This window comes from Aquimarina rubra (assembly GCF_042684305.1).
GTDB lineage: Bacteria > Bacteroidota > Bacteroidia > Flavobacteriales > Flavobacteriaceae > Aquimarina > Aquimarina rubra.
In genome coordinates, this window is record NZ_JBHULE010000002.1 from 88,397 (window position 1) to 108,000 (window position 19,604).

The 19,604-nt window shown below is 33.7% G+C and carries 7 protein-coding genes; 1 reads left to right on the top strand and 6 read right to left on the bottom strand.

Annotated features, from left to right (window positions below):
- Nucleotides 1-11: 11 nt before the first annotated feature.
- The 3 genes from ACFSR1_RS01050 to ACFSR1_RS01060 all read right to left on the bottom strand — a co-directional run bounded on the left by ACFSR1_RS01050 (nt 12) and on the right by ACFSR1_RS01060 (nt 13,778).
- A complete protein-coding gene (locus ACFSR1_RS01050; RefSeq protein ID WP_378288765.1) occupies nt 12-6,530 on the bottom strand; it encodes a leucine-rich repeat domain-containing protein in 6,519 nt (2,172 codons plus the stop codon).
- A gap of 25 nt (nt 6,531-6,555) precedes the next feature.
- A complete protein-coding gene (locus ACFSR1_RS01055; protein WP_378288767.1) occupies nt 6,556-12,810 on the bottom strand; it encodes a hypothetical protein in 6,255 nt (2,084 codons plus the stop codon).
- 212 nt (nt 12,811-13,022) lie between these two features.
- Nucleotides 13,023-13,778, bottom strand: a complete 756-nt coding sequence (locus ACFSR1_RS01060) for a LytR/AlgR family response regulator transcription factor (RefSeq protein ID WP_378288769.1) — start codon at nt 13,776-13,778, stop codon at nt 13,023-13,025.
- Between the two features lie 286 nt (nt 13,779-14,064).
- Here ACFSR1_RS01060 and ACFSR1_RS01065 point away from each other — a divergent pair, with 286 nt between their 5' ends.
- Nucleotides 14,065-14,994, top strand: coding sequence for a helix-turn-helix transcriptional regulator (locus ACFSR1_RS01065; protein ID WP_378288770.1), 930 nt, complete (start codon nt 14,065-14,067; stop codon nt 14,992-14,994).
- 15 nt (nt 14,995-15,009) lie between these two features.
- On the opposite strand, the gene ACFSR1_RS01070 is transcribed toward ACFSR1_RS01065, so the two are convergent.
- The 3 genes from ACFSR1_RS01070 to ACFSR1_RS01080 are packed head-to-tail and all read right to left on the bottom strand — an operon-like array spanning nt 15,010 to nt 19,400.
- Nucleotides 15,010-15,633, bottom strand: coding sequence for a methyltransferase family protein (locus tag ACFSR1_RS01070; RefSeq protein WP_378288772.1), 624 nt, complete (start codon nt 15,631-15,633; stop codon nt 15,010-15,012).
- Between the two features lie 4 nt (nt 15,634-15,637).
- A complete protein-coding gene (locus ACFSR1_RS01075) occupies nt 15,638-16,393 on the bottom strand; it encodes a LytR/AlgR family response regulator transcription factor (RefSeq protein ID WP_378288774.1) in 756 nt (251 codons plus the stop codon).
- 16 nt (nt 16,394-16,409) lie between these two features.
- Nucleotides 16,410-19,400, bottom strand: coding sequence for a sensor histidine kinase (locus ACFSR1_RS01080; RefSeq protein ID WP_378288776.1), 2,991 nt, complete (start codon nt 19,398-19,400; stop codon nt 16,410-16,412).
- Nucleotides 19,401-19,604: the final 204 nt, after the last annotated feature.

The window sequence follows — 19,604 nt, forward strand, 5'->3', positions numbered from 1 at the left end:
GCTATTAAAATCTATCTTGTTGAATTTTTCTTTGAAGTTCCGGATCGTGTTTCCTGTATGGTATATACACCTTCTTCAGTTTCCTTTTTAACTCGTATCAATCCACCTTCTTTATCATATTCATAGAAGGTAGCATAGTTGTTTTCATCCAATTCTGCTCGTAACCATTGGGTTACCGGATCATAGACGAATGTCTTCATATTTCCATTAAAAGGGTAGATCCTGACATCATCAAAATACGCTATACCATTACTATTCTCCGTTGCACTATTTCTTAGTGTAATAGTCATGCTTGCCGCATTAGATGGAATCGTAAAACTTGAGGAAACCCTTTGCCAACCATCTATTACTGATCCTTGAGGATTAAAAACTGCTTGATCATTTGTAAGTATAATTGTGTTGCCATTGATATCTAAATAAGACAGATCAATTGAAGAGTTTACATATTCTAAAGCAACTTGATCGGTATCTTCAAAATTAGTGAACACCTGTGGTGAAGCTTCAAAACCTGAAATTGTAGGTTTGCTTACTTGATTTTCATACTCTCTAACCAAAAAAGGATTTTTGTTATTATTAGAATTGAAGAAAAACTCCGAAACAATATAAAAGTTTCCATTTCTGATTTCAACATCATTAAAATTTATACTAATATGATCTTTGGGCGTATCCTCAAAAAGAATCGGCAGATGAAATTTTCTTTTAATTTTAAAACCTATTCCATTCACTTTAAGGGCAACTTTTGGAGTAATATATCTGAACTCAGGTCCTCCTTTTGCGAGAGAAAAAGAAAATCCTATGGATCTTTCTAAGCCATTTACCTCTTCTTTTATAAGGCTAAAATCATATACTGTTAAATTTCTATCCGTATTCCCTTTTACAAATGGGAGCAAGCCTTCTACATCTCCATCAAATAGGACATCATTCTTCGGCACATATACTAATGGTATTGAAGTTTTGTTTAAAACCTTATCTTTTAACTGCCCAATCAGGTTTATGAATTGATATTTAACATCATCGAATTGTAAGGTTACCGGATCTTTGCCTATTTTGGTACTTTCTCGCACCCACGCACTAATTACATATTTACTGCCAGGCTTTGGTATAAACTTAATGCAACTAATTCTCTCTGGTTCTTCTACATCATCTATTTGTACCGTTACTGCAAGTATTGCCGAAGCACTACATAATCCTTGTCCGATTCTGGCATAATAGGTTATCCCTTTTTCTAATTTGGTTCCTTCTCTAAAGGTTTCATTTCCAAATTCTGATGTATACCAGACAGTATCTTCAGAATATCCATAAAATTTAGTTAACAAACCTATTACAGAATTTTCAGGCACCAGAATATCTCGATCATAACGCTTATATAATGCGGTAACATCTATAATCTTGATTCTTACAGGAACACGGACTGCACTTTGTTCAACACCATTCGTCTGTACTGCATAATACGTTGCATTATTACTTAGTAAAGTATTGGTGTCCAATGACTCAGTAGTTGTTTCATCTGCATACCAGGCGATTGTGTATTCCGGGTTTGTAGTTTCCATAACGATATCAGCAATCGTTGGATTATTGTTGCTACAAAACACCTGATATCCATCTCCTTTTGGGTTGGATATACCAATCTTAACCGTTACCTGAAGTCGACAAGGATTATTGCCTTGAGCTGCGTAATATGTCTTACCATCAATCAGAATCGTATCCTTATTTAAAGAAGTAGTACCATCCTCGCTATCATACCAGGTTACATTCTCTCCTTCTGCTATCAGGTTTTCCACTGTTGGAACGTCTTGTATATCAAAAAATTGATTCGTGTTTCCTTTTGGAGCTCCCAGATCAAAAACAATTTCTACAGGTACACGATCACCCTCTCCATTATCTGCCCATATGATAAAATTCGATAATGAATATAGAGACTGTGTTTGATTATATAAAACACCACCTACTTGCTCACTATACCAATTTGTAGTACCACTTACCGGAGATACAACATCTGCAAACGTAAGTTCATTATCTCCAAGTGTACAAAACCCTTGTGTATTAATATCAGTACAAGTATCTGTGCTCGAAATAGGTTTTGGATATATTCGAATCCCATCAATGAGTACATAAACAGGATATGAATTATTTATGTCAAAGGCAGAGGAATGCGCTATAAATTCTATCTGTTCTGAACTGCTATTAGCCACAAACTCTAGGCTTGCTCTTTGCCAGGTTATATTAGAAGAATTTGGTGCCATTGGAAATGATGTTTTTGTTTCATCTCCAAATTGTACTTCCCAAGATCCATAGGCTTCTTCTCGTAATTGCGGAATCAATAAATTCGTGGCATTTGCCTGATAGAATTCAATGATATAGGTTGTTCCCGGTATGATTCCTGATAATTCTGTACCAAATGATTCTGTTTGATCATTAGCCCTTAATCCTCCGGCGCATACTCCTCCATTAGGAGAATTCTGAAAATTATATTCCAAAAACAGATCATCTGTAGTATTCGTTAACGGTGGCAAAAACGTATCCGGAGTTCCTTGTCCAACAGTCCATCCGGTATCTCCCAAACTTTCATTTCTACCATCTGTTACGACTGATATTGCCGTTTCAAAAGAAGTATCTACTCCAATAGTTTCTAAAAGATTTGTACAATCTCCCCCTGTTGTCCCGATAACTAATGTTATAGGATTACGTTCTAAAATAAGATCAGGATTAGTGATAATACTATTAGACGCTAAAAAGTAATATGCTCCTGCATCTTCTTCCTTTACTTCTGTTATAACAAAATCTTTACTGGTGGCATCAGCAATTGGAGTCGCTGTTTCCCCAACCTTTTTATACCATTGATAGCTGTTGTTCTCACTGGTGAGTTGATTACTACTCAAGATAATAGGCCCTTCTCCTATGGAAACGGACCTGGCTTCTGCTGTATCTACTTTGGCTTGAGGTGAATACTGAAACGTTTCTAGTTGTGTTTTATATTTTACAAACTCCGTTTCGAAATCTGAAAAAATAAACTCATTGTATTGAATATATAATGCAGTAAGCGTAGAAATCCCGGAGAGGTCAGGAATTTTTCCACTTAATTGATTTCTTCCAAGATTAAGCTTGATCAACTTCTCTAGGTTCATAAATGAAGGAGGAATACTACCTTCAAGCTGATTGTTATTTGCACTAAAAAATTGAAGTGCGGTAGATAGTTGTCCTATTTCAGATGGGATTGCACCTGTTAGCTTATTTACACTTATATCAATAAACTTAGCATTCGTTAAATTACCAAACGAAGTAGGAATACTTCCATCTAATTGGTTTTTACTTATATCAAAATATCTAAGCTCTCTCATAGCACCAAACTCTGGATGAATTGGCCCTGTTAATTGATTATCAAAAAGGTAAAACACTCGTGCCTGCTTCAAATTGGTAAGTTCTATCGGAATACCTTCAGACAACTGGTTTGTATTTAATTTTAAAGAATTAATTTTAGTTAATGCTCCTAATTCTGGAGGAATGGTACCTGATAATTCATTTACATCTAACCATAACTGAGTAAGCCCTGATAAATCTCCTAATTCTTTAGGAATTGATCCCGTAAGTCTGTTACTGTTCAAATTAAGAATTACCAACCTACTTAACAATCCTAATTCTTTAGGAATTGTACCTGTTAATTGATTATGCATTAAATGTAATTGTTGCAGCGTATTTTTTAATTGGCTTAATTCTAAGGGAATTGTGCCTGTCAATTGGTTATAAGAAAGATTTAAATATAGTAAACTGGATAACTCTGATAGCTCAACCGGAATCGTCCCTGTAAGTTGGTTCGAGTATAAAAATAATCCGGTTAAGTTATTCAGCCCACCTAGTTCAGGAGGCACAGACCCTGAAAATTCATTTTGATTCAAACGAATCGTAGTTAATGTATTCATCTGTCCTAATACCGCAGGGATGTTTCCTGAAAGTTTATTTTTAGCCAACCAAATCGTTTGTAGATGAACTAATCCCGTTATTTCATTAGGAAGTGCCCCAACCAAATTATTATTTTCAAGCCTCAGTTCTGTGACTTTTCCATCTACTACGGTTACTCCAAACCAATCACAGACTGAAGAATTAGGATCATTGATTAACCAAGGTTGATTATTTTGACGAGTGTTGATCCAATTAGCTCCATCAAGTGCTACATAAAAGTCTATCAATGCTTGACGTTCTTGGGCAGATACACAGTCATTACTTATGGAAACTGTAACGGGATTTCTTCTTAGTTCTAAATCTGTAATTACACTATTGGTTGCTAAAAAATGATATACTCCAGCATCACTTTCATCAACATCAGCGATTATATATTCTTTTGAAGTTGCATCAGGAATTGCTGTGGTAATATTATTTACTGTTTTATACCATTGGTAACTATTATTAGGACTTATAAGTTGATCACTGCTTAGGGTAATCGGTCCTTCTCCTATGGAAACATCTCTGGTTTCTTCTTCATCTACTTTTGCCTGCGGTGAATATTTAAAATTACTTCCTAATTTTGAGACATATCCATCAAATTCTGTCTCAAAGTCTGAAAAAATAAATTTATTTTGTTGAATTCGAAGATTTGTTAATCCTGATAAGGCGGCAAAATCAGGAATTCTCCCTTCTAGCTGATTAACCTCTATACGTAGCTCTTTTAAATTGGTTAATTCTCCTAATGAAACAGGAATACTCCCTGTAAATTGATTACTGTTTAAGTTTAGTATTTTTAAATTCTCCAATTGACCAAGTTCATCAGGAATATTTCCAGAAAGTTGATTTCCTTGCAGAATAATGTTTTCTATACTATTTTTCAATTGTTCAAATTCAACTGGTATGCTACCTTCAAACTGATTATTATACATACTCATAGTTATTAGACTAGACATTTCTCCAATCTTCGCAGGGATATTACCATAGAGTCCACAATTATTTAAAACTAAATATTTGAGTTTTTTTAATTTTCCTATTTCTTCAGGCAACTTGCTGGTAAATGAATTTCCTCCAAGGTTTAACATAACCAAATTACTCAAATCTCCTAAAGAAGTTGGTAACTGTCCTGTGAATTGATTAGAAAACATCCTCAAGTAAGTTAGACTTTCTAACGCTCCTATCTCAAAAGGAATAGCTCCCGAAAGTTGATTTTGATTAAGCTCTAAAACTTCCAACTTTTTTAACTTATTAATTTCTATTGGTAAAGTCCCGGTAAAATTGTTTTTTTCGGCATTTAAAAATGTTAACTCTGATAGACCTGTAAACTGAATAGGAAATGGACCTTCAAACTTGCAGTTATTAATTCCTAATATGCGTAACTCTGTGAGTTCTCCTATTTCATTTGGTAATGTAGTGCCACTAAAATTGTTTGACCCCAATCGAAGATCACGTAATCCTGAAAGTTGGCTAATGGAACTAGGAATGGAGCCTGATAAATTATTTATAGGTAATTTTAACTGTGTAACTTTACCATCAACTACGACAATGCCAAACCAATCACATACCGAAGAATTAGGATCATTTACTAACCATGGTTGATTCCCTCCTACTGTATTTTTCCATTGATCACCATTAGTAGCATTATACAGATCAACTAATGCCTGGCGTTCTGCTGCAGATACGCAATCGGCGTTAGCCGTTACTGTTAGTGTTATAGGATTTCTTTCCAGTTCAAGATTGATCACAACGCTATTGGTTGCTCTAAACATATATTCTCCGGCGTCAGTATTAACAGCATTAGAAATCACCAAATCCTTATTGGTCTCATTAGCAATTGCTACTCCATCTTTATACCATTGGTAGTTGTTATTATCGCTGGTCAGTACGTTACTGGTTAGTGTAATACTACCTCCTTCTGTAACCGATAGTGTTTCTTCTGTATCTACTTTAGCTTGGGAAATGTATTGAAATCCATTATTTGTTGTTAGTCTATAAGAATTAAATTCATCCTCAAAATCTGAAAATACAAATCTATTATTATCAATAATCATTAATCCTAAATCGGGCAAAACCGAGAAATTTGGGATATCTCCTGAAAAATTATTGTTTGACAACCACAGTATTACCAATTTATTAAGCTGAACCAATTCCATAGGAATTGAACCGCTTAAATCATTCTCAAAAAGGACTAAATTAACTAATGAGGATAACTCACCCAATTCTGGAGGAATATTTCCTGTTAGTTTATTCCCCTGAAGAGCTAAAATCAATATGGATGAAAATTGTTTTAAGCTACTTAATGAAGCCGGAATGACTCCATTTAAATTATTAAACCCTAGGTTTATACTAGAAATATGTCCATTGTTCCCTAAAATTACCCCATACCAAGTACTCACATCACTATTAGGATCATTAATTTGCCAAACCCTGTCACCTGCAACAGTATTTGTCCAATTATCACCGTTAGTTGAATTATATAAGTCTATCAATGCATCACGTTCTGCCTGGGATACCTGTGCCCACATATTGTGAATTCCAACAATGAGGAATAAGAATATCGTTATGCTGGATGTATATCTATTTGAATTTTTCATGTCTTAAAAACTAATTGTCTTTCTATTAATTTTGAGGAGTGTAAGATGAATAATCTATATAAACATCCTGATGTGCAGAACCTTCGCATTTTTTAGAATCTACCCTGGCATCAATAATAATTGCCGGATAGCCGCCTTCATTCAAAGGAGTTCTTTCTTGCTTATGCAGTAATTCAAACCTTGCCTTTGCCAATTCATCAGGGTCCCTGTTGTCTTCTTTGTTTCTAACTCCAATATCCAATTTTACAAATGCAAACCCTGTTGCATCCAACGTAATTTGACCTTCTTTTTCAGTGCTATTATCTTTTTTCTCTAAAGCTACTTTTTCATCGACGAGTACTGCCCATCCCAGTGTATTGGGATAGTCCAGCATTGTTATTCTATAGTCCACTACTGCATTGGGCTTACCTTGTATTTCAAAGGTAGATAACCTACCGTGACAATAAAAAGTACTAAAATTGTTATTGTAGTTAAACCCTGGACGGTCATCTATTGTGATTCTCGCATTGATAATAATTGGTCTGGCATCATCATCACATGCATCCCCCACACCATCTCCATCATAGTCATATTGATCGCCATTAGGGGTATATTTGCAGTTATCGTCAGGATCATCTTCGCCATCTCCATCTATATCATTTTTTTCTTTAATCTCTCCGGTCAATTGTCGTGTGATAGACGCTTCTTTATCGGCTTCTATCAGGAGACTATTACTTCCGGTATGTGCATATTGGTCATTAATTTCAATACCTGATTCTCCTGTGGATTCTAAAAAATTAAAATGTCCATCCTTGGCTGTGCTGGAATCATAATCTTCAAAATTATCCGCTCCCATATCCATATAACTACTATTAGATGCAACGGCCACCGGCAAGGTATATCCATATCCATACTGTGCAGAGGATCTTCTGTTCAATGCATCTTTATGTTCAAGCTCCACCCCGTACGGACTATATATAGATACCTCACTGGCAAACGTCCAATCCTGATCAACAGTTTGTGATTTTTGCCATTTTCCATTGTTAATTGTATAAAATGGTCTAAAATCCTTATAGAAACCTTCTATTCTTGGGGATGCTTTGTCGCTCACTCTTCTAGAAGTTAAATAGGCATAGGATGATTTTGCACGCCATGCTCCTTTTATATTATATAAGTAAGGGTTAAACCCTAGTCCCGTTACTTGTTGTTCTGCTATTTCTTCATTTTCATCCAGGGTGAAAGGTTTTTCTGCTAAAATACACTCGCATGGAGACTCCCATAAATCACTATAAGCAACTGCACTACTATTGATAATTCTAAGATCTTCTTCTAAGGTGCTGTTCTCTGATACGTTAAATGATTCTGAATCTATGTTTTTAAGATTGCCATCTGCATCACGAATGGGATTATCCATCATAGTAAGAGACGCCATAGATGCTGTCTGTTGATTTCTTCTACCTGATCTAACCACCTTAAACCTTAGGTCATAGATACCAAGTTCACTAAAAAAGGTATCATTTATAAGGGTACCATTAGCATTCATTAATCGTACTCCTGTGCCGCTATCATTCATACCCACTACCCATATTTTGTTAGAAGGTATTTGAAGTCTTTCATTAATGCCCGTTAATAATAATTCATCTCCTTTGGTTAAGAAATCTGAAGCCTTCGCTCCGGATATGCCAAAATAATTGGAGCCTAATGATTCTAACTTTGAAGTAAAATCAATATTTTTTGATGCCAATCCCATGGTATCGTAATACCAATATGCCGGGAAATTGAAATTATAGTACTGATCATTATACTCATTAATAGTTTGCGTTAATAGTACCTGTCCGGTATCAGCATCCCAAGCCAAATTTTTAGTGGTTACTTCTGATCCTAGATCAAAGGCTTTGGTTTCTACCAATATCCCTGATCGATGAATCACTTTGGTTGTTGTTGCTACTCGTAAAAGATCTTCATGCGCTGAAAACACAGGGAGAGCTACAGGTACGAAACCTGGCAAAGGTCCGGCGAAAAATGACGATAAATTTGCGTTCACCCCAAAAATATCTGTAGTAGAGTGACTTTCCCTAAAATCATTAACTACTTCATATTCGATACCTATAAATGTATCCTCTTGTACTTCTCCATTTTTTGATATAGTCGGCAATGTATTCTTTAAATTTCCCTTGCTATCCAAATTATAGAAGTACTCCACACCAGAAATGGGTTCTTCTTGGTTCTCGGCAAATACTTCCTGTTTCCATAGTTTCCCATTCATATCATTGGTTTCTATTACAAACCCTTGTGATAAGGTAAGATGGTTACGATTACTCAATTTAACTGTAAGTATACTCAGAACTCCTTCATTGAAATCTGTTAATTTATTAATATCGGTATGATCGGTAAGAGTAGGAAAATCTCTAGAAGTATAAAACGTATGTACTACTTTTCCGGTGGCATGTTTACTTACTATTCGATCTTCATCTTTTCTATCTAAGTTTTTTACTGTTACTTTACTATACGTTACGGTTGCAGAAGGAAAGAAAGATGATCCAATTGGTTTTTCGACATAATTGGATGCTTGTGGAGCTAGTAATTTCTCTTTTTTAGTATCCCCTTCATCATCATAAAAAGGCTCTACAAATGGATTTTCTGCACTTCCATTCGGCTCAAAAGTTGCTACTCCGCTAGAAGTACCATTTTCTAGTTGGTAACTATATTCTTGTCCATAAAACTGTTTGTAGATAGGGTTGTCTGTATTATTAGTCATACCACCCCAACCGTCATGTAATTTTAACGTTTTAATCCTAGCTCCACCACCTAACTTACTTCCAGTAGGATTCAATAAACGAATCCACGATTTTTCCGGGATAAATTCCTGTGCGCACTTTTGCTCTTGTAACTTTCCATTCGGACCTTTAAAAATGGTTACAACCTGTTTTAAACTTGCATCCAGATCTTTTAAAATAGAATCTAAACTTTCATTGTAACTATCTCCACCAAGGCTGTATACCACTCTATTGAGATAAGAACGCCCAAAATACCATCCTGATTTGGTTATAGGATTAACAGGTAAAATATTTCCAACCCAACCTCCTTCTTTTTCAACTTTCTTAATTTGCAGGATAGCAAATGTACCATCATCATTACTTACTAAATTTATATCCGAATTCAATTGTAAATATCCAGACACATAATCATATTGATCCTTACTTTTTCTTGGATTTACCATATTTAGTAAGAACCTGAAGAAAATAGGTTTATTAATCTGATCACCTATGTAGTTGTCTTTAAAATCCTGAATATGTTCTGAGGTGATTTCTTGGCGTTCATCACTAATTTTTATATATAAATAATCAGTGTGATCATTCTTGTCATACAACTCAGTTTTGTAGAGGTCATTTATAGAAGGATTAGGAAGATTACCAACCCCAACCACTTTGTACATTTGCATTGCCTTTTCATTCTGTACATATTGATAATCATCAGCTTCAGTTTCTATTTCTAATTTACCACCTGATGGTAAGTCGATAGAGGTTAATGTCCATGCTGCTGTAAAAGCGTCTTGCAATTGTTTATCCTCTTGTTGTACATACCCAAATTCTGGAGCTGTAATTGGATCCTGAATATCACAATAGGTTCCGTTTTTAGGATTGAAACTAATAATCCCGTTTTCATCTTTTTCTACCCAATCTTCTATTACTGGTTTATAATTACCCCATATATCATAGGATTTTAGATTATAGTCAGGATTAAAACTATCGTAATTAAACACATAGGGGGTGTGTTTTCCCATTTTGGAAGTTCTGTAGGTAAAATATACCTTTTTAAGTGTTAGTTTTCCTCCTTCGTTGCTCAGCTCATTAGTTACTTCATCAACTCCCAAATTATTTGGAACTCCTTTACACAAAGCATAATTATATTCGAAATGAGCTGATTTAATGGGTGAAACTTCTGCTAAAGATGGATCGTTACTATCATCTTCATCTTCCAAAAAATCTTTATATCGATCATATTCTGGTTTTGAGTATAAATCAATACGATCAATTTTTCTCATGTATGAGGTCCCTTGCCCTCCGTTTTGATCTGCTACTCCAATGCCATCTTTTCTGTTAGATAAGTGAAAAACCGCGATATGTGTTTTGGTTTCAATCTTATGAATATAGGTCAACTCTTTTTCTCCATAGATATAATTTCCTTTTTGGTCATAGGGATTGGATTTGAGACCTTCATTATAACTTGCCATATTTTTTTCAAATGGCACTCTCCATTGATAATTCTGTTGAGGTTTTTTATAATGAAATAAGGTATACGTTCCCAAATCATCTTCTGTTGGACCATTTAAAGTAATATCTTCGTAATCTGCTGATAAAATACTGCTTAATGCGTAGGTATGCGCATACGCAGGAGTGGTTATTCTGTTAAGAAAGTGATCACTCTTCAGACCTTCTCTATTCTCTCCCAAAATAGGATCATATCTCACCAATCCAGTTGCACAGTCCACATCCGAGCTTCCTGATACATCAAACGTTGCCTCTACTTTTTTTGTATTATATGCTGACTGTCCAAAAACATACGTACTTCCATTGGGTTGCAATACTTTAACTCCAACCGTATGATGATCCTTAGCATCCACATCACTATCCCTATGATGCACAAATGGATCCAACTTCGCTTCCGCATTGGTTATTTTCTGAATCGTTTGATTTCTTTTGGCCCTTTTTGTTCGTTTAATTTTTGATGCAATCTTTTTGGAATCATATGCAATTTGACCACTTCGTTCGTACGTTTTATATTGATAATTGGGTCTTGCTGATCTATTATATTTATCACCGTCGATTTCTAATTTTAGTGGCGCTTCAGCCTTTAGTTCTTCGGTGAATAACAAGGCATTATCATCGACATCCAAAGACCCGGAAGTTTTAAAATATACAGGTTCATATCCTGCTTCTGTTTTTGTATCTACTTCAAATTGTGGTAACACTAAGTTATTATTTTTCCAAATACCCGAAGTTCCTTTTGACTCAGTATCCGAAACATCAACACCAACGTATACAGAATTTCCAGATCCCAATTGTAGGCCAAAACTACCTCCACCCCCTTCGTCGCTTGTTTGATTATCAAACACATAACCTACCTGACTTCTAAAAGATCTAAAAGTTCCTTGAATTCCTTGTCCCTGAATCGCATACACATCGTAAGTGTAATTGGTAATAGGTAATACTGTTGTGTGTTTATTAAAACTTCTATCTTTTTCTCTATTAAAATCTAAAATTGAATTCTCATCCCCATATTCTGTATGTTCATATCCATACGCTGGTATACTTTTGGTTTTATCTTTAATTACCTGATAGGTATTATACCCGTCTATCTGCCCTTGTATATTACCTCCAAAAAAACTGGAACCTAAACTTACTCTCAAACTGGAACTTTTATTAATTAAGCCACTTCTTTTTTGTGGTGTAAAAGTGGGATTATTAAAACTATAACCATAGCCCGAAGAAACGCTTCCACTGATATTTTTTTTACCTTCTCTTTTATTAGTTCCTTGAACTGAACCAGAAATATTAAAATTGTTCAAACCTTGTCTGGAATTATATGAAATCCCCGCAGATGATGATACTTCATTAATCTTTAATCCAGTTGCTTGATTATTTTCTTCTGTATATTTCTTAGAGAAATTAACACTTGGCTGTACGGTTACTCCTTCTCCTACAGAAGAGGAAAAATCAGCTCCTAGTTTTATATTATCATTTAGGTCATACCCAATTCCAAAAGTCGGTTTAAAAGTAATTCCCTCATACGTGTTATACTGCACTCCTAACCCAAAACTAAGTTCGCCTGCTTTTGTCTTAACATTATCTTTTACCTTTTCTGCACCAAAAAAATCACCAGATAATTTAAAAGCGGTACCTACAGTTAGATTTGGTTTCATATCATTTTCATACACCATTTCATCACCCTTAAAATCATCCGGTATCCCTCTTACCTGTCTTGCAATTTGCCCCACATTAAGGTTCCAGCCTAATCCTACCCAAGATGCTTCCTGATCCATAGTGATCCCAGAGTCATAGGCTAAGTTTAATGGATACCCTCCTACATCCATAATAGGAATGTTATAATTAAAGTCACCAGAAGACAAATTCACCATATCAGAGGTTCCGATCGGTGTAAATGAATTAAACTCTGGTTGACTTGGTCCACTGGTCAATGCGTATAACCGTAATGGCTGTAATGTTTGTAAAACAAGTTGCATAGCCAGGTAACAGGCTACTACTTTTGATACTTTACTGGTTCGAATGTTTTGAATCATTTTGGGTAGTACTAGGTATTTAAATGTTTATGTTGGATAACTACTGAAAATATTATGAAAATTGTTCCCTTACTTTCTTTTTTACGCTTATGAGCACAAAATAATTTCGAATGTAAAATTCTATCAATCCCTTTATTAATTATAAGAGTAACTTTTAAAATTATGGTAAAACCATATGAAACCTCAATATGAGTTGCTGAAATAAAAACCGCCTATAGTCTGTTAACTAATCTTAAAAACTCTTCTCTTTTTTCTTTGGTAATAGAAACTGTTATATCGTTCTCCATAAGAATATACCCTCCATCTTGCTTCACATATTTTTTGACATGATTGACATTAATGATATAAGAACGATGAGGCCTGTAGAAGTTAGGTCGTTGTACCATTATCTCACTAAAATGCTTTAATGGTTTACTGATCAGAATTTCATCATTAGAAACGGCATATACTATAGTATACATACCATCTGCTTTTAAACAAATAATCTCATCTAAAGCTAAAAACAGTACCCCATCGGCAACCGGCAGTGCTACTTTGCTAAAATTGTTATTTTTAAAAATAGTAGAGAGTTCCTGTAGGCGATTATAGATTTGTGTTTTACCGATAACTTTTTCTGCCTTCGCAACTGCTTCTCGTATCTGTTGCGGACGTAGGGGTTTTAATAAATAATCAATTGCTGAAAATTGAAACGCTTCTATCGCATACTCGCTATACGCTGTCGTAAAAATAATCTCGAAAGTCAGATCTTTTTCATCTAAAAATTCCATGATTTGTAAGCCGGAATGTTCAGGCATTTCAATATCCAGGAATACGATCTGTGGTTGATGTTTTTTTATCATAGCTACTCCAGACAACAAATCTTTTGCCTCATGAATTTCTGTAACCTGAGGACAGTATTCTTGTAATGCAATGGTTAATAATTGCCTTGCCTTTTTCTCATCATCTATGATTATAGCACAAATCTCCATACTTATTATTTAATAGGATTATGACTAAAATTATACTCATACAATCCCTCTTCTGTTTTTTTTATAATTGCTCTAAGAATAATACCGGATAACATATACCCCATTGTTATCCGGTAAACCAACTACACCTGTAATACAGATATTAACCAATAACATCCTATTACGGCCGCAAAAATATTAGATATGTAAAAAGATAAGGTTGTCAAAAACTGATGAGTTTTTTAAAAAAGATAGTTTATTGATTTTTTTAGTACCTTCGCAACCAGTTTTTTACCCCTAAAAACCTATGTCTTTAAAATACCTCGATCGATACTATAATCACTTTAGTAAAAGTAAAAGAGAGGATCATAATCCACTAACTAAAGACAGAAACTATTTGATGCGGTTTCATACATTTTTGCCGTATTCATACTCAAAAGAACAAAGCTCATTAAGCCTGGTATACTCCAATTCATTAAGTAATATGAATCTGATCACTAAAAAGGGATCTTCTAAACTTAAGAATAACCACTTTACCATTATCAATCCAAACACAGATTGGGAATTTTTGTGTAAAAAAGAAGAGAGAATTGATGTTTTAAGTTTTGTATTATCAGAAAAATTGATTTCCAAATTTAGCTATTACTTAGGTGGATCAATAGAAAAATTGCTTGAGGTTCCGTTTGATACTTCTGATTACAATGATTTATTCATAGAAAACACCTATCGGGCTTCATATTCGGATACCGGGAAATTACTGAAAAATCTATTTGATATTAGTAACACAAAAGATTATGCACTATTAGACCCCGATGAGATTGTTTTAGAACTATTGAGTATATTATATAGAGAACATGCTGCATACAATAAAAACATACAGCTTATAAAAGGTAAAAAAGAAGTTACTAAAAGAGAGGTTTTTAAAAGAATACTAGTAGCTCATGATTATATGCACGATTCTTTTCAAAACAGAAAAATCGATATCGAAGAACTATCTTTAATATCAGGATTATCAGAATATCATCTTTATAGCGCATTTAAAGCGATTTATAAACAAACTCCACATCAATACCTGAATAGTTTACGCATGCAAAGAGCAAAACAACTATTGGATTCAGGGAGCATGACGATTTCAGAAATATCAGACGCACTGCAGTTCCCGGACCTTCCTACGTTTAGTAAACTTTTCAAGAAAACATATGGTTTTACACCTTCTAAATTGATCTACTCAACTTAATTTTCCCCATTTTGATCAAAAAAATTTAGGAAACAATAACCAACTCCTCTTTTTATATGCTTCGAATTCTGGAAACTGGGAAAGAAAAGCGTCTTTTTGCTTCATTATTTTGAGGAATACAAAAACGGTAAAACTTACAATAATAACAAACGGCAGCCAATGTTTTGAAAAGAGAGCTAAAGAAAGATACATGATTATTTCACCAAAATAGTTTGGGTTTCTAGTTCTGCTAAACATTCCTTCTGTTATTAATCCTTTCTTATATTTAAGTGTATAATATTTCTGTATATCACTCACGAAATGAAAGAAGATCCCTATGATATAAAAAAATAAGACCACCGATATAAACATTGGTGAAGCTTTCACCTGTTGACTAATCAATATAAATGGTGCCACATAATATCCTGTCATCACCAAAAAAATAGAGAAAACACCTTTTAGAACTGGAATTTGAACTCTAAACCCCTCATCTCTAAACCAATAAAATTTAAGAAACCATAACAGAGAATACGTTCCATGTAATGCCAGATAAATATAAGCTTCTATAGAAAAGTTATCATATAAAGACATTAACCCAAGAACTATGGGAATAATTAGCAGTTTATGGATATTTATATATAAAGCTCTAGTACTTTTCATTGATCTACATTGTATTTACAAAAGAAAGAAACTCTTCCTTCTTTTCTTTGGATATGGTTACCGATATATCACCTTCCATAATGATATAAGAACCATCTTTTTTTACAAATTGTTTAATATGTTTCAAGTTGATCAAAAAAGATCGATGAGGACGATAAAACAGTGGTTTATTTTCTAACAGAGCTTGAAAATGTTTTAATGGCTTACTTATCAACAATTCCCCTTCGGATAACGAAAATACCTTTGTATACATACCATCTGCCTTAAAACAGATAATATCATCTAAAGGTATAAAATGAACACCATCACTTACCGGAAGTGCTATTTTATTAAATGACGCCGTTTTAAAAGCATTAGAGAGTTCCAGTAATTTATCATGTAACTGGTTCTTTTTGGCTTCTTTTTCAAACTTGGTTACTGCATCTTGTACTTGTTTTGGTCGCAATGGTTTTAGTAAGTAATCAATTGCCGAGAATTGAAATGCTTCTATAGCATATTCACTATAGGCTGTAGTAAATATAATTTCGAAATTAAGATCTTCTTTATCCACAAACTCCAAAATCTGTAGCCCCGAATATTCAGGCATTTCGATATCCAGGAATACCATATCCGGTTTATTTTTTTTGATAAGCTCAGCTCCTGAGGGCAGGTCTTCAGCTTCATAAACAAGATCAATCTGTGAACAATATTCATCTAATATCGTTCTTAGAAGCAATCTGGCTTTCTTTTCATCGTCAATTATAACCGCTGTAAAGCTCATAGTTAGTTTTTACTTATTAAATAAAGGGGATTCTTAATATTACTCTAGTTCCGGCAGCTACATTATCTTTTTTGAGATCCAGTATCTCCACCCCTATTTCTTTTTGATTTTCTTGATTTAACAATTCTAATCTTGTTTTTCCTGCATCAGAAGCGAATGATTTATGGCTCGACGGTCTATTTTTATTAATTTCGGCAGATCGCTCTCTACCAATTCCGTTATCCTCAATTTCACAGATAATTACATTTTCTTCATTAGCACAACACGAAAACGTTATGTTTAATTTTCGATCTGTCTTTTTATGTAACAGTCCATGTTTAATAGCATTTTCTACATAAGGCTGAATCAACAGTGACGGAATTTTATAGTGGTTGATTGCAAACTCGGCATCCTTAATATTTATTTCATATACTAAAGAATCTTCAAACCTGTCTTTTTCCAACTCTAAATATAGGGTTAATGCTAGAATCTCTTCTTCTACGCTTACTTCATTTTTTCTACTGTGATCTAAATAAATGCGCATTAGATCGGCAAATTTTCCCAAAAAGTCAGATGCCAATTCTTTTTGATTGGTTAAGATATACTCTTGAATAGAATTGAGGGCATTGAATAAAAAATGAGGGTTCATTTGGGATCGTAATGCTACCAGCTTAGAATTAATTAATTCCAGCTCTATCTCTCTCTTCTCCTTTACCAATTGGTTTTGTCTTCTAATTCTTGTGATACGAATATAAAAGATAAACGTAATCAATCCAGTGAGTAGTGAACCGATGATTAGATAAAACCACCATCTGTTATAATATGGAGGCACAACAATGAAATCTATGGTTGCACATTTTGTGCTCTCTATTTCATCTTCATTTACAGCTTTTACTTCAAAAGTATACTTCCCAGCTGGTAAAGAATTATATCTTGCAACAGAGGTGTTTTTTTGATACCAGTTATCCTGTAATCCTTTTAGACGATAACGATACCTCTTATTAACATTTGGGTTATTAAATGAATTTGAATTAAAATGTATTTCTAAACTATTCTGATAAGGAAGTTTATACGCGGAAGAAATGATGGTATCTCTTTCATTAATAGAAATAGAATTGATATAAATGTCTGGTGTAATCGGATTAATGTAGGATTTTGTTTTATCAATTTTTATCAACCCTTTTTGCGTAGCTAAAAAGATATAACGATCTACGATTTCCATATCTAAAATTTCATTGGTAGAGAGCCCGTCATTTTTGTCTATGGTAAAGACTTCTGTAGTTTCATCAAGAGTTACACTTCTTTTAATATATTGCAAGCCTTTATTGGTAGCTGCCCAAATATTTAAACCATCCGGTTCTATCTTCTTTATTGTATTAGAGATTAATTTTGTATCAATTCCATACACTTCTACTACCCTATTATTTACAAGGCCTAATAATCCATAATTAAATGTAGACACCCAAACAATTCCATCACTTGTTTCTGCTATATCTGTAGCAAAAATAGGGTTATTGTTATAGGTAACAATGGTCTCTTCAAAAGCATCATTATACATATATAATCCATCATAATAGCTTACATATGATTGTTGCGTTTTTTCACTATAGTGGTTTGCATAAGAACGTTTTTCTCTTAATACATTATAGCATGATAAACTATCTTTCAATATCTGATATTGCACATCCGCCACCTTAGCCGGGTCATCTAGGAAATTTTTTACAAAACCTGACACATTATTAGTAGAAAACAGTATCTTATTATTGGGCAAAATGCTATAATCTTTCCAATTCGGAAAATTAATATTTTCAACATCGCCCTTTTTCCAAATATTTATTCTTTCGGCTATAGAAATAACCGCATTATATTTTTCTTCGTATCTTATTTTATTAATGTTTGAGCTTATATTAGTTTTTCTTTTTTCGTAAGTAACCTTATCTGATTTTAGATCACATATCCCTAGTATATTACTATAACTAGAAAAAAACAAACTATCAGAAGTATTGCTAGTTAAACCCCTGATATTATTCTCTTTTAATCCAGAATTTTCGTTGGTATATTTGATAATATTAAGATTGGGAATCATAAAAACACCATCTGCTAAGGTAGAGAACCAAAATACTCCTTTTTTATCTTGCTGAACTCGTGTCACAAACTTATCCGGAAAAAAGGTTTGTACTTCTGTCATTTGGTTATCTAACAACAAAAAACGAATCACTCCTTTACTTGTACTCAACCATAAATAACCTTCTTTGTCCTCGAATAAATGAACGGCTCTTGATATAAACAGTTTGTCTGGAACATTTTTGATTTTAATAGGAACTTCTGAAATATTAGGTATAACATATAAATCTGTGCCTACAAGATTCCTAGATTTATCAAGAATGATATAGTTTTTTGTACTATATATGTTTGTAATATATTTAGACTCAAAATTTAATTCTTCTAACTCTTTAGTAGTACCGTTATAGATAAGGTCTTTACGATGAGTACCTTTTTCAATATACATCACTTTATCATCTACAATTCTGGGATAGTACGTTTTATGCTTAATTGTATCTTGTTTAGACTTTATTAATTGGTATGTTTTATTTTCTCGATTTATTTTCATGAGTCCATAATCAGAAGTAACGTATACATAATCTCCCAGTATTCTAAATTCCTTAAGAGTGGAGCCATCAGAAAACTCTTTGGTATCCAAAAAGGTTTTAAGAGAGTCATTTACTACCTTAAAAATTTGTCCCCCAAGATTATTGCACCAGATAATCCCCTCTTTATCCTCTAATAAACCAAAAACAGATAATCCACGTTTTTCCGGATTACTATAATTTTTAAACTCCTGTCCATCATATCTAAAAAGTCCATTATTAGCTGCAAACCAAATAAATTCGTTACTATCAATCATCATATCATAAAACTCATAATCCGGTAATCCATCTTTTTCGGTTAATTGATAGTATTCAGGATGCTGAGCATTGCTTAAGACAATACCTAGAAAAAATAAAAAATAGGTGAATAAAAATTTCAATATTAGTTAGTTAGTTATCTATATACAAACCTAGTTTTTTTATGATCAATTAGGAAAGCACACCTTCTAAAAGTACGGTTTTGATTGCTAAAATGGTCATATCATCGGTTAGATGAAAAACAAAAACATCAATTAACTTTCAGTAATTAGGAATTTACCTACAAAAATTATTCTTGCAAAGAACCTAATTATCTAATTTTTATT

Excerpts from the sequence above, each read along its gene's own strand:
- ACFSR1_RS01050 (WP_378288765.1), bottom strand. The coding sequence starts at position 6,530 with ATGAAAAATTCAAATAGATATACATCCAGCATAACGATATTCTTATTC.
- ACFSR1_RS01055 (WP_378288767.1), bottom strand. The coding sequence starts at position 12,810 with ATGATTCAAAACATTCGAACCAGTAAAGTATCAAAAGTAGTAGCCTGT.
- ACFSR1_RS01060 (WP_378288769.1), bottom strand. The coding sequence starts at position 13,778 with ATGGAGATTTGTGCTATAATCATAGATGATGAGAAAAAGGCAAGGCAA.
- ACFSR1_RS01065 (WP_378288770.1), top strand. The coding sequence starts at position 14,065 with ATGTCTTTAAAATACCTCGATCGATACTATAATCACTTTAGTAAAAGT.
- ACFSR1_RS01070 (WP_378288772.1), bottom strand. The coding sequence starts at position 15,633 with ATGAAAAGTACTAGAGCTTTATATATAAATATCCATAAACTGCTAATT.
- ACFSR1_RS01075 (WP_378288774.1), bottom strand. The coding sequence starts at position 16,393 with ATGAGCTTTACAGCGGTTATAATTGACGATGAAAAGAAAGCCAGATTG.